Below are 12,756 nucleotides of genomic sequence, written 5' to 3'. Positions count from 1 at the left end.
AGAGGAATCAATGATCCAGCGGACCACCCTCTTCGCCTGTCTGCGCGCGGTTTCTGTCGCGGCTTCCCTGTTCATCACCGCCGCCGGCGCCTATGCCGCGGATCTCGTGATCGCGGGCCGGGACGACATCTACGGCCGCGGGCTCGCGCAGGCAGTGGAGGGCTACAGGAAGCAGCACCCGGGCGTCGATATCGAATTGCTGAAGCTGCCGAACGACGATCTCTATCAGAAGCTGAAGCTGTCGTTGCGGGAAAACACCCGCGCCTATGACCTCGTGATGATGGACGACACCTGGTCCCCCGAATTCATCGCCAACGGCTGGCTTCAGCCGCTGCCGGCCACGCTGGCGGATGCCGACATGGTGACTTCCACGGTCGCCCTCGGACGCGCGTCGACGGGCACCCTGTACGCGATGCCGATCGTCGGCAACGTCGAAATGTTCGCCTACCGCAAGGATCTGCTCGCAAGTCGCGGTCTGCAGCCGCCGCGCAAGTGGGACGACGTGCTGAAGATCGCCCAGACCGTCGGTACAGCCGACAGGAACGTCTCGGGTGTCGTATTTCGCGGCGTGAAGGGCAACCCTGTCGTCACCGGTTTTCTGCCGATCCTGTGGGCGTACGGCGGAGAAGTCGTCGACGCGAACGGCAAGGTCACGATCGATTCGCCGCAGGCGTTCGACGCGCTAAAGATGCTGCTCGCCCTGAAGAAGTGGGCACCGAAGGACGTCGACGTGTATGGCGCGGGTGAAGTGCGCGACGCGTTGCAGGGCGGCATGGCCGCGCAGGCCATCGAAGTGTGGCCTGCGTGGGTGCCCGCGCTCGACGATCCGGCGAAGTCGCGCGTGGTCGGCCAGGTCGCGCTGCAACCTCCGCCCGGCGAGATCAGCGGGCCGGCGCCGATGCTCGGCATCTGGCAAATGGGCATCGCGAAAGATGCAGCGCATGCGAAAGTGGCTGCGGATTTCCTTGCCTACCTGACTTCGCCGGCGACGCAAACACAGCTTGCGGTGCTCGGCATTCCGCCGACGCGCAAGAGCGTCTTCGCCAATCCGGCGCTCGTCAAACAGTATCGCTGGTATCCGGACCAGCTCAAGGCGCTCGAAGCGGGCCGGGCGCGGCCCCGCGTGAAGGACTGGCAGCAGATCGAGGCGATTCTCGGCGACGCGCTGCAACTCGCGCTGACCGGGCAGGCCGCGCCCGACGCGGCCCTGCGCGAGGCGGCGCGGAAGATCGCCCAGGCCAACGCCTCATCTCAGTAACAGCGCGGGCCAGCGTGGGAACGGATCGATGAGCCGGTTGCGACGTTACCTGCCGCTGATCGTCCTGATGAGTCCGGCCGTGCTGATGCTCGGGGCGCTGGCGCTGTACCCGGTGGCGCGCGTGCTGATCGATTCGTTTTTCTCGGTGGATTACGCGTCGGGGCATCGCTCGTTCATCGGGCTGGCCAACTATCGGTCGGTCCTTGCGGACGGCGAGTTCGGCACGAGTTTCGTCAATACGATCCAGTTCATGATCGTGGCGTCGATCGCCGAAGTCCTGTTCGGACTCGCGCTCGCGCTGCTGTTCGCCCGCGCGTTTGCCGGCCGGCGCATCGCGTTGCCGCTCGCCGTGCTGCCGATGATGCTCTCCACGCTCGTGTGCTCCGCCATCTGGCGCAACTGGCTCAATTACCGCGGCTTCCTGAATGCGCTGCTCGCGGCGGTGGATCTGCCGCCGGTGCCCTGGCTGTCCGATCCGCACCTCGCGCTCTGGTCGCTGATGCTGGTCGACGTCTGGCAATGGACCCCGATGGCCTTCCTCGTGATTCTCGCGGGGCTCCAGTCGATTCCGCCTGAAATCGCGGAGGCGGCGCGCACCGACGGTGCGAACGAATGGCAGTGCCTGCGCTACATCACGCTGCCGCTCGTCGCGCCGCACGTCGCTCTCGCGATGCTGCTGCGCTCGATCGACACCTTCAAGCTGTTCGACAAGGTATATGCGTTGACGGGCGGTGGTCCGGGCAATGCCACGCAGACGCTGTCGACGTACATCTACGACACGGGCTTTCGCTTCTTCAACGTTGGACCTGCCAGCGCGGCTTCGGTGCTGATGCTGCTCACCTGCGCGGTGCTGGTCTCGGGATACATATGGAAATCGGCCGTCAGACGCGACCGGTGATGCCGCTGGCGCGCTTGCACGGTGTCGCGCGACGCTCGTCCGCTGCCGCGGCGCGCGGGCTGTTGCGGCTGGCCGCGCTGACCGTGCTGTTGCTGCCGTGCGTATGGATGGCCGGCGCGGCCTTCACGCCGACCCTGGAACGCCTCGCCCATCCGCTGGCGTTGTGGCCTGCCGCGCCCACGGTCGAGCATTTCGCGGCGGTGTGGGAAAGCGGCATGGCCCAGTCGATGCTGAACTCGATGTGGGTCGCGCTGGGCGCCACGCTGCTCGCGCTCGCGCTGGCCTTTCCTGCCGCCTACGCGCTCGCGCGACTTGCGTTTCCGGCGCGGTGCGATCTGGTGTTTCTGATACTCGTGCTGGCGCTCAAGCTGATGCCGCCGATTACGGTGGCCGTACCGCTCTTTTCGCTGGCCAAGTGGCTGCATCTGCTCGACTCGCTGTTCGGGCTGATACTCGCGTACCAATTGTACGCGTTGCCGATGGCGATCTGGATGTTGCTGCCGTTCGTGCGCGACGTGCCGGTCGAATTCGAGGAGGCCGCGGCGCTCGATGGCGCGAACCTCGCGCAGCGCATCGTTTTTATCGTCGTACCGCTTTGCGCGCCGGGCCTCGTTGCCACCGCCATCTTCGTGTTCATCACCGCATGGAACGAGTTTCTGCTGGCGTTGCTGTTCGTCTCGTCGCCGGGTCATTTCACGCTGCCGCTGACGATGGCGGGCTATGTGACCGAGAACGGCATCGACTGGGGAGAACTGATGAGCGCGGGGCTGATTTCGTCGGTGCCGACGCTTCTGCTCGCGGGCTATGTGCAGCGCTATCTGGTGCAGGGCTTTTCCGGCGGGTTGAAGTAACGGCTTCCACTTTTATGTGCCCTTCCCTCACCGACTCCACCGTTTCGCCGGCCGACTGGATGGCGGCAATCGACGGCCGCCGATTGCTTGGCGCACTGACCTTGCCGGGCAGCCACGACACCTGTGCCAGCACCGTCGATGACCGGCTCGCGCGCACGCAGCATGCGGCGCTGGAAGATCAGTTGCTTCATGGCGTGCGGGTACTCGACATTCGCTGCCGCCATGAGCGCGACCGCTTTGCGATTCATCACGGCGGCATCCCGCTCGGTCTCACTTTCGACGATGTGGTGCGCACTTGCGGTCGGTTTCTCGCTCGTCATCCGGGCGAATCCGTGGTCATGTCGGTGAAGGACGAATGGCCCGCGCGTGACTGCACCCGTACGTTTGCCGCGACCTTCGAATGGTATGTGGCGCGCCACGCGGAGATGCGCTGGCACGTTGCCCCTGAACCGCCGCGGCTACAGGTGGTACGCGGGGGCATCGTGCTACTGCGTCGCTTCGCGAGCGAAAAACCGCTCGGCCTGGATCTGACGGCCTGGCCCGACAACGCGACGTTCGATATCGACGACGTGCCGGCGCGCTTCACCATTCAAGACGAGTTTCGCGTGCCGGTGCCCGCGTCGATCGCTTTCAAATGGCGCGCGATCGATTCGCTGCTGGAACTTGCTCCCAGCCTGTGCGGCGAACGCTGGGTGATCAACTTTTGCAGCGGCACCGGGATGGCGGCACCGCCGGTCGTCGTGGCGTTCGGCGATACACGGCATCGCGGTATTCACGAGCGGCTTGCCGGGCGGCTCGCGGCTCGTTCGCAACCGTGCGGCACCATGATGCTCGACTTTTGCGAGTGGCACGACTGGCACCTCGTTCATGCGTTGATCGATTGCAACTGGCGCCACGGATTGCCGCCGGGCTGAGCGCCGAATATGCGGCCGGGCGCTCAGCGCCGCAGTTCAGCGACAATCCTTTCCGCCAGATAATCACACGGCGGACGTTTGGACGCGGCGCTGCGCGCAAGGACGACTTCCAGATTGCCGATATCGGGCAAGCCGTGCGCCAGCCCCAATAACGCGAAGTGCGACGGCACCGCGCAAGCGGCGAGCGGCGTGACGGCGAGCCCCGCCTCGGCCATCGCCAGCAGCCCGAGCAGGCTCGGACTTTCGTAGGAGGTCCGGTAGCTTATGCGGGCCTGCTCGAGACTGCGGATGGCCTTCTCGCGCGCCACGCTTCCCGGCAGGAACACGGCGATCGGTAGCGGCCGTTCCCGCCAGATCTCGGTCGCACCGGGCGCGGCCGCCCAGACCATCGGCTCGTGACGCAGAAACTCGCCGTGCAGGCCCTTCACGCGGGTCGCGCAGACGAGGTCCACGGTGCCCTCCTTCAGCATCGGTTGCAGCGCCACGCTGGGCAAACCGATGACCTGAATCTCCACCTTCGGATAGGTAGCCGAAAACTTCTTGAGGATCGGCGGAAACAGCGACGATGCGTAATCGTCGGGGACGCCGATCACGACGCGCCCGGTCACGTCCGGCCGAACCACGGCCGCCCACGCTTCGTCGCGCAGCGCGAGCATCCGGCGCGCGTAGGTCAGCAGCACTTCCCCTTCCTGGGTCGCCACGACACTGCGCGGATGACGCACGAACAGCGGCTTGCCGAGCACCGTCTCCAGCGTGCGGATCTGCATGCTCACCGCCGATTGCGACCGGTGCACGAGTTTCGCCGCGCCGCTGATGGTGCCGGCATCGGCAATCGCGACCATCATCGACAGCACGTCGAGGTCAAGCGCCCTGATTTCGGTCGGCATGCGGGATATCCATCAGAAAATCTGAAGGATAGCATCAATATTATGCGATTTTCGCTACGGTTTCGATGCCGCATAGTGTCGGAAAGGAGGCGACGATGAACGCGCGAACCCACCACACGACCCTGGCCCTGGCAGGCGCCTGCCCGATACCGTCTTTCGTCACGACCGCATCGAGCCTGTCCGTACCCTACGTCGAGTCCGGCCAGGGCGAGCCGATGGTCTTCATCCATGGTTCGTTGTGCGACTACCGGTACTGGGCGCCGCAGATGTCGTCCCTGTCCGAGCACTTTCACTGCGTCGCGCCCAGTCTCGGCCACTATTGGCCTGAAGCCGACGCGTACGGACGCGCGGAATTCAGTTGGGAATCCCATGTCGCCGAGGTGGCCGGGTTTATCGAGGCGCTCGACCTCGCGCCGGTGCATCTGGTCGGCCATTCGCGCGGCGGTTGTGTCGCGTTTCACGTCGCGCGGGAATTCCCGCGGCTCGTCAGAACGCTGACCCTCGCGGACCCCGGCGGCCCGCTGCAGGGACCGTCGCGCCACGTGCCGGCGACGCTGCCCGCCGCGACCAACGCACTGCGCACGCGCGTCGCGGAACTGATCGAGCTGGGCGAATTCGACGCGGGCCTCGCGATGTTCGTCGACTCGGTCAGCATGCCGGGGTTCTGGAACAGAAGCACCGAGAGCTTTCGACGCATGGCGCTCGACAATGCGCTCACGCTGCCCAAGCAGTTTCGCGATCCTCTGCCGCCCTATACGCAGGAAGCGGCGCGCGACATCAAGTGCCGCACGCTGCTGATCGACGGACAGAAAAGCCCGCGCATGTTTCGCAACAACGTCGACAAACTCGAGGAATGGATTGAATTTGCGGAGCGTGAGACGATTTCCGGCGCATCGCACGGGATGAATGTCGCGAGCCCCGCCGCGTTCAATCGCGCGTTGAAGCGGTTTGCGAGCTGAAACGGCACGTCGCGATCGGGCGCGGCATGCGTTGCCGCGATGCAGGGATCGCAGGCGATACAAGTTGCCGGTGTCGTCCATCAGCCGCTCGCCGGTTCGCCGAACCCGACGGCCTCATCGGACCTGAACGCCTCACTGGCATCGAGCGCCGAGTTATAACGTGGCGCAAGCCCGAGATGCTCGAGCAACCGCCCGAACTCGCCGAGCCGGCGCTTCACATAAGCGGGCACCTCGACGTCCGCGTAATCGTAAAAGCCCTTGCCGGTGCGGATGCCATCCTGTCCTGCTTCCATATGCCGCGTGATGATGCCGGCCGGCTCGAAACGCGGATCGATCTCCTTCGCGAGGTAATGCGACGCGTAATAGAGAATGTCGCAACCGCCCCAGTCGATGAATTCGAGCAGCCCGAGCACCGAGAAGCGCAGGCCGAAGCCCGTACGCACGGCCGTGTCGATATCGTGCGCGCTCGCCACGCCCTCTTCCACCATACGCGCCGCTTCGTTCATCACGAGCGCCTGAATGCGCGGCACGATATAGCCCGCCGACGGCGCGCACTCGACCGGCGCCTTGCCGGCACGCCGCAGCAGATCCTTGAGCCGCGCGACGACCGCGCGATCCGAGATGTCGCCGCGGCTGATCTCGACGAGCGGCATCAGATGCGCGGGATTGAGCCAGTGCGCGTTGACGAACCGCCGCGGATGCGTGACCGCCCGTTGCAGATCGGTGACGAGGAACGTCGACGTCGTCGAGGCAATCGTCGCTTCAGCACCGACGTGCGCGCAGAGCCACGCGAACGCCTCCTCCTTGGCGGCCATCACTTCGGGCACCGCTTCGAATACGACTTCGCAGCCGGCCAGCGCAGCCTCGGCGCCCGCGCGATCGAGCACGTCCACGCGCGCGAGCGCGGCGGCGACCTGGCGCGCGTCGATACGCCCGAAATCGGCCTGGGTCTGCAACTGCTGCTCAATCCCGGCGAGCGCGGCCGCCGCAAACGCGGCGCGCGCGGCGGCGTCGCGTTCCTTGAAGTCGATGAGCGTCACGCGCAAGCCGGCGAACGCGAAAGCGAGCGCGATCCCCTGCCCCATGCGTCCCGCGCCGAGCACATGGACATGCTTCACGTCGGCCGCGCCGTGCATCATGCGAGCCCCCGCGTCAGCCGCTCGCGCATGGCCTCGCGCGACAGCGAGGCCAGCCCGAGGTTTTCGAGCGTGCGGCCCTCGCGATACAGATCACGCTCCGCCACCGCGCTCGCGATGCTCAGCAGTCCCTGAGCAACCGGCGTCGGCACGCCGGCCCAACGCCCGACCGAAACGATGAACGACAGTCCGAGCCGCGTGTCCTCGAGCATGTAGCGATGCGCCTTCAGGTCGATCTTTTCGCGCCAGTCGCCGCTGTCCGTCAGCTTGCCGTGCGCGCCGCGGCCGTACATCCATTCGTCGCCCTCGCTCGCGTAGTGATCGGCGAGCGGAAAATGCGGCGCGCCGTATCCGAGCGCTTCGCGCACGGCGATCCGCTCCGCGTCGAGCGCGCTCGTCACGCGACGAATCGACGCCTGCGTGCCTTCGTTGTGGATGTCCCAGGACTCGAAATGCTCGAGCGGTCCCGCGTTCATCATGATGAGCGGCGGATGGATCACTGGCCCCGCATTCATCAGCGCGCCGCTTAGCGCATCCTCGATCGGCTCGACGCCGGGATAGCCTTCCTCGAGCACGGGAAACGCCCACTCGCCCGCTTCGGCGGGCAGCACGCCGGTGGGCAGGCGCGTTGCGTAGGCGCTGATGACCACGTCGTTCTCGCCGTGGCGCCGCACGAGATACGGCAGCGTGCCCGTTTCCGCGAACGCGACGCGCGCGCGGTTGCCCGCGTCGGCCATCGCCTTCGCGAACACATAGCTGCCGAACGTGCCGGGCGGCAGATAGACCACCTGACCATCCGCGAGAAGCGGCGCGAGCAGGCCCGCGAGCGATTCGTGCGTCGTCGACGGCAGCGGAATCACGATCAGCCGTGCGTCGCGCACCGCGCTGCCGGGATCGTCGACGAGACGAATCGCACCGCGCGCGTCGCCCAGCGGCACGCGACGCGTGCCGCGCCAGTCCTTCACGTTCAGCCCGCCCAGTTCGCGCAGACGCGCGCATGCCGCAGTATCGCGTCGCCACCATGTGACGTCGTGGCCTTTTTCGAGCATGTCGATCGCCGCCGCAAAGCACCCGTGCCCGCCACCCAGTACGCTGACCTTCATTGTTCGTCTCCTTGTGCAATAGCAGCGAGATTAAGGGGGCGCTCCGATCGCCGCACTTCAACACGCGCAACCGCTGTTCAACGCCGGCAACACAATCGCGATACTCACATGCGCGGTGCGCCGTGTATGAGGGTGAATCCTTTCTTGCGCGCACTTATTGACCATCGGATCATAGGCGCGAGGCTTGCCGCCGTTTCTTCGAGGCCATTGAACGATGGAAATCGCGATTCCGCGCAAACACCGCAACCGGCTCGGCGCATCCCGCGCGCGCGAGGACGTCCAACGCGAAGTGGCGAAGCTGCTGTGCGAACATCGCATGGACGTAGCGGGCCACGGGCCGCTGAACGCCGCCGAACTCTATGGCGTCGCCATGCATCGCGCGAGCCTGCTCGAATTGAGCTACGGCCGCGAGACCCATATCGACGCGGGCGAGCTCGACCATCACTATCTGTTTCGCACGACCCTCGCCGGCCGTTGCGAGCTGCAATCGGGCCATGAGCGCGTGTCGCTGTCGGCGGGCAGCCTGAGTGTGTCGTCGCCGTCGCGCGAAAGCCGCATCCGCACCGATACGGCCTGCCGCAGCCTGCTGCTGCGCGTCGATCGAGCCGCGCTCGAAATCAGGCTTGCCGAGATGCTGCAAAGCTCGCTGCGCCGCCCGCTCGTGTTCGATCTCGAAGTCGGCCGCGCGCATGGCGGAGCCGCGGTGTTCCATTCGACGCTGCGCTATCTGTGCAGCCTGTGCGAGCAGATCGACGCGAGCGAGCGCGACAGCCTGCTCGGTCCCGAGCTTACGCAATGGCTTGCCACGCTGCTGCTGATGCAATTGCCGCATTCATACAGCGAGACGCTCGCGCGCGGCGCGAAGCCGCCGTTGCCGGCGCACGTCAAACGCGCGCGCGACTATATCGACGCGCATCTCGGCGACACGCTGTCCATCGCGACGCTCGCGCAAGCGGCCGGCGTGTCGCCGCGTACGTTGCAAAACGGTTTCAGTCAGTTTCTCGACGTGTCGCCCGCCGAATACATCCGCGAGCGGCGCATCGAAGCCGTGCACCGTGCGCTGAAAGACAACCCGGAGCGCGGCGTCACCGACGTGCTGCTCGAGCACGGCGTGCACAGCTTCGGCCACTTCGCGAAAGCGTACGCGCGCCGCTACGGCTGTCCGCCGTCGGCGACCGCGAAGCGCGGCACGCAACGAACGTTCTTATGACCCACACCAGCGACCTCCTTGCCCCGCCAGGCGATGAATCCGCCGGCGCGCTGCGCGTCCAGGACCTCGACCTGAACCTGCTGAAAACCTTCCACGCGGTCTATGCGGAGAAGCATGTGGGCCGCGCCGCGTTGCGTCTCGGCATTACGCAGCCGTCGGTAAGCCATGCGCTGGGCCGCCTGCGCCTGCTGTTTCACGACGCGCTTTTCGTGCGCACTGGCGGCGGCGTCGAACCTACGCCGCGCGCGCAGCGTCTGGCGGCCTCGATCGACCGCTCGCTGTCGATCCTGCAGGCGGTGATCGACGAAGGCGCGCAGTTCTCGCCGGCCACCTCGCGCCGCACGTTCCGCCTGTATATGAGCGATTTCGCGGAAAGCGCCTTTCTGCCGACGCTCTTGCGCCAGCTCGACGAGCGCGCGCCCGGCGTCGTGATCGAAACGCTGCGGATCGAGGACAACCAGTTCAACGTCGCGATCGAAGCGGGACGTATCGACTTTGCGATGGGGAATTTCCCCCATGCGTTCAGCCACTTCCATCACTGCGAGCTGCTGCGGGAGCGCTATGTGCTGATGATGCCGCGTCGCGTGGCCGAGCGTTACGCGCTCGACGATCACTTCGTGCTCGACGGCACCGTGCCGCCCGCATTGCAGTTCATCGCGGTGAGCTCGCATCCGCAGGCGATGGCGCTGCTCGAGCAGCACGGACTCGCGTCGCGTGTACGCGTCGCGGTGCCCAATTTCATGGTGGTGCCCGCGATACTCTATCGCTGCGACTACGCGCTGATCCTGCCGCGCACGGTTGCACGCGCGTTCGCGCCGCTCGGCGAGATGGCCGCGTTCGAGATCGCCGATGCGTCCACGTGGCCGGTCAATGCGTACTGGCATCGACGCTTCGACGCGGACCCCGGCCACCGCTGGCTGCGCGCGCTGCTGATGGAACTGTTCCGCATCGGCGCGCGCGAGCCCCACGATAGTTGGCTCGCGATCCCGCCCGATCTGAGGCCGCCCGCACCCGGTACGTGAGCGCGGGCACTGGCCGCGCGCGCTCAGAAGGACGTCATGACGCCGGCCACGAGCGAGCTTGCGGTGGCGCCGGGCTTGCCGACCGGCACCCCGCCGCCGCCCGCGCCGTTGATCGCGAACGCCGCGTGCTCGCCGTTGTGCACCATCGCCGCACCCGTATAGAGAACCGTGCGTTTCGACAGCGGGTAGTCGAGACGCAGCCCGTATGAGTCGGCGTTGCCTTCGCTATCCGCGATCTTGTGATAGTGGCCGTAGCTCACGAGCAGCGACGCCTTGCCGATCGGCACCGTCGCGTTCAGCTCGAAGAAGTCGTTGTGCGGGTTCGACCACGCGCTCGCCACCGCCGTCGGTACATCGGGGCCGCCACGGTGGCGCAGGTAGATGAATGCCGGCTTCACGAAACCGAAGTCGTACGAGATCGCGCCGAGCGCGTAGTTGCCGGTTCCGGTGGGACTCGTCGGCGACAGCGTCGCGGCCGTCGCGGTGCTGAACTTCTGCTGCATGTAGTCGACGTCGATCGACAGCGGTCCGTTCGCATAGTTGAGCCCGGCGCCGTAGGTATCGCCGAGTGTCGACGGCACGCCGGTCGCGCCGTTGGCGCCGCGCGAGGCGGTCGCGCGCAGCAGGAAGCCGCCGAGGCGCGGCGACGTATAGCGCAGCGTGTTGCTCGTGCGCAGGAACGCGGGCAGCACGAAGTTGTTCGACGCATTGCCCCACGCGAGCCCCGCGCCATAGCCGGGCAGACTGTAGGTCACGAACGACGTGTGCAGCACCGTATAGGTCTCGCCGGCCTGCAGGCCGCCGAACGGCCCGGTCAGCCCGACCCACGCCTCGCGGCCGAACAGCGCGCCGTTGCCGCTGATCGCGCCATTGGCCGAGTTGAAGCCGTTTTCGAGCTTGAAGATCGTCGCGTAGCCGCCGCCCAGATCCTCGACGCCCTTCAAGCCCCATTGCGTCGCGAACAGATTGCCGGTGCCCATCCGCACCACATGGTTGGGCCCGAAGTTCGCGTACTCGATCGACGTATCGATACGGCCGTACAGCGTGATGCCCGATTGCGCGAAGGCCGGCATAGCCGCCATGCCCACGAGTGAAATACACCACTTCCAGTTGGTCGTCCTCATCCTTGTCGTCCCGGCAAAAAGAGTGGATTCGTCGCTTCGCGCGCAGGCCCGCGAAGCGCGTGATGTCGTTGAAGAACCGGGGCGAGTCTAGAAAGGCCAATATCGAACGTCGATCAAGCCGGCCGTATATCACTTATAGATCCGATTCATGAGCGCGGCGCCGGAAGACAAACACCCGGCAAACGAAGCCGTAAGCGCCCATGCGCGCGCGATTCGCGGCGATGCCCCTGGTAAATCCTTTAGGCCGCTCGGTAGTTGCCACCAGACGTCTGGGACATTTGAGCCTTTGTCGTCGAAATTTGTTTGCGTACGCTGCCTCGACTCATCTCGCTCGCGCGTCTTCGGCAGGGAACGACGGGATTCGCGCTCACAACACGATCGACACATCGGAGAACCAGAATGAACCCCAGCGTAAAAAACGCCAGACGCTACACGTACGAGTGGTACGTCGTGCTGATCTGCATGCTTGCCTATGTCTTTTCGTTCGTCGACCGCCAGGTGCTCGCGCTGATGATCGAGCCGATCAAGCGCGACCTGCACCTGACCGACACGCAGTTCAGCCTGCTGCAGGGCTTCGCGTTCTCGCTGTTCTACGCGGTGATGGGCATCCCGCTCGCGTACCTCGCCGACCGCTTTGCGCGGCCCCGTATCATCGCGGCGGGTATCGCGCTGTGGAGCGTCGCCACGGCCACCTGCGGCATCAGCCAGAACTTCCTGCACATGTTTCTCTCGCGCATGAGCGTCGGCGTGGGCGAAGCCTCGCTGTCGCCCGGCACCTACTCGATGCTCGCCGACTACTTCCCCAGGGAGAAGCTCGGCCGCGCGGCAGGCATCTATTCGCTCGGCTCGTTCATTGGCGGCGGCATCGCGTTCCTGATCGGCGGCTATGTGATCGCGCTGCTCAAGCAGGCGTCGATGGTGACATTGCCGATCGTCGGCGCGGTGCACGGCTGGCAGGTCACGTTCTTCATCGTCGGCCTGCCCGGCCTTCTCGTCGCGCTGGTGTTCAGCCTCACGGTGCGCGATCCGCAACGCAAGGGGCTCGTGCAGGATGCCAGCGGCAACGCGCGGCGCGTGTCGCTGGCCGATTCCGCGCGCTTCATCCGCTCGCACGGCAAGACGTTTTTCTGCCACTACATCGGCTTTTCGTTCTATGCGATGACGCTGTTCTGCCTGATGAGCTGGACGCCCGCGTTCTATATCCGGCGCTTCGGCATGTCGCCGGTGGAAGCGGGCTACACGCTCGGCACGATCCTGCTGGTCGCCAACACGACCGGCGTGTTCTGCGGCGGCTGGCTCAACGACCGGCTGCTGCGCCGCGGCCGCGGCGACGGCCCGATGCTCGCGGGCTGCATCGGCGCGGCGGCGATGGCGCTGCCCGCCGCCGCCTTCAC

The 12,756-nt window shown here is 66.0% G+C and carries 12 protein-coding genes; 8 read left to right on the top strand and 4 right to left on the bottom strand.

The genetic code is table 11. The annotated features are described in order from the left end of the window. The first annotated feature begins 10 nt into the window (after positions 1 to 10). Genes QM685_RS22420 through QM685_RS22405 form a run of 4 tightly spaced genes read left to right on the top strand, consistent with a single transcriptional unit; the run spans position 11 to position 3,921 of the window. Positions 11 to 1,258 carry an ABC transporter substrate-binding protein gene (locus QM685_RS22420; protein ID WP_415119462.1) on the top strand — a complete coding sequence of 416 codons (1,248 nt, stop codon included), beginning with the start codon at positions 11 to 13 and terminating at the stop codon, positions 1,256 to 1,258. 28 nt (positions 1,259 to 1,286) lie between these two features. Continuing rightward, on the top strand, positions 1,287 to 2,156 hold the full coding sequence (locus QM685_RS22415) for a carbohydrate ABC transporter permease (RefSeq protein ID WP_415119460.1): 870 nt from the start codon (positions 1,287 to 1,289) through the stop codon (positions 2,154 to 2,156). Further along, complete coding sequence (locus QM685_RS22410; RefSeq protein WP_415119458.1) at positions 2,126 to 3,007, top strand: carbohydrate ABC transporter permease; 882 nt, start codon at positions 2,126 to 2,128, stop codon at positions 3,005 to 3,007. The genes QM685_RS22415 and QM685_RS22410 overlap by 31 nt, the downstream gene beginning before the upstream one ends. A gap of 14 nt (positions 3,008 to 3,021) precedes the next feature. Continuing rightward, positions 3,022 to 3,921 carry a phosphatidylinositol-specific phospholipase C gene (locus QM685_RS22405; protein WP_415119456.1) on the top strand — a complete coding sequence of 300 codons (900 nt, stop codon included), beginning with the start codon at positions 3,022 to 3,024 and terminating at the stop codon, positions 3,919 to 3,921. A gap of 23 nt (positions 3,922 to 3,944) precedes the next feature. Here QM685_RS22405 and QM685_RS22400 read toward each other — a convergent pair whose 3' ends face one another. Beyond that, positions 3,945 to 4,808 (bottom strand): LysR substrate-binding domain-containing protein, encoded by an 864-nt coding sequence (locus tag QM685_RS22400; RefSeq protein WP_415119454.1) that lies wholly within the window; start codon positions 4,806 to 4,808, stop codon positions 3,945 to 3,947. 95 nt (positions 4,809 to 4,903) lie between these two features. Between QM685_RS22400 and QM685_RS22395 the strand changes: the two genes are divergently transcribed. Then, positions 4,904 to 5,767, top strand: a complete 864-nt coding sequence (locus QM685_RS22395) for an alpha/beta fold hydrolase (protein ID WP_415119452.1) — start codon at positions 4,904 to 4,906, stop codon at positions 5,765 to 5,767. Between the two features lie 80 nt (positions 5,768 to 5,847). Here QM685_RS22395 and QM685_RS22390 read toward each other — a convergent pair whose 3' ends face one another. Further along, on the bottom strand, positions 5,848 to 6,903 hold the full coding sequence (locus QM685_RS22390; protein WP_415119755.1) for a 3-hydroxybutyryl-CoA dehydrogenase: 1,056 nt from the start codon (positions 6,901 to 6,903) through the stop codon (positions 5,848 to 5,850). After that, complete coding sequence (locus QM685_RS22385; protein WP_415119450.1) at positions 6,903 to 8,006, bottom strand: NAD/NADP octopine/nopaline dehydrogenase family protein; 1,104 nt, start codon at positions 8,004 to 8,006, stop codon at positions 6,903 to 6,905. The genes QM685_RS22390 and QM685_RS22385 overlap by 1 nt, the downstream gene beginning before the upstream one ends. Before the next feature lie 214 nt (positions 8,007 to 8,220). Between QM685_RS22385 and QM685_RS22380 the strand changes: the two genes are divergently transcribed. Both QM685_RS22380 and QM685_RS22375 read left to right on the top strand, forming a co-directional pair. Next, positions 8,221 to 9,216, top strand: a complete 996-nt coding sequence (locus tag QM685_RS22380) for an AraC family transcriptional regulator (RefSeq protein WP_415119448.1) — start codon at positions 8,221 to 8,223, stop codon at positions 9,214 to 9,216. Beyond that, on the top strand, positions 9,213 to 10,238 hold the full coding sequence (locus QM685_RS22375; RefSeq protein ID WP_415119446.1) for a LysR family transcriptional regulator: 1,026 nt from the start codon (positions 9,213 to 9,215) through the stop codon (positions 10,236 to 10,238). Before QM685_RS22380 ends, QM685_RS22375 begins: the two co-directional genes overlap by 4 nt. Before the next feature lie 23 nt (positions 10,239 to 10,261). Here QM685_RS22375 and QM685_RS22370 read toward each other — a convergent pair whose 3' ends face one another. Then, entirely contained in the window at positions 10,262 to 11,362 is a 1,101-nt protein-coding gene (locus QM685_RS22370; RefSeq protein ID WP_415119444.1) for a porin, read from the bottom strand. A gap of 399 nt (positions 11,363 to 11,761) precedes the next feature. On the opposite strand from QM685_RS22370, the gene QM685_RS22365 reads away from it, so the two are divergent. Continuing rightward, on the top strand, positions 11,762 to 12,756 hold a 995-nt coding region (locus QM685_RS22365; protein ID WP_415119442.1), incomplete at its 3' end, for an MFS transporter.

The sequence above is a fragment of the Paraburkholderia sp. genome, from assembly GCF_047605525.1.
In the GTDB taxonomy this organism is placed as follows: Bacteria; Pseudomonadota; Gammaproteobacteria; order Burkholderiales; family Burkholderiaceae; genus Paraburkholderia.
Note: the sequence above shows the minus strand (reverse complement) of the source record. Positions and strands in the feature narration are given on the sequence as shown.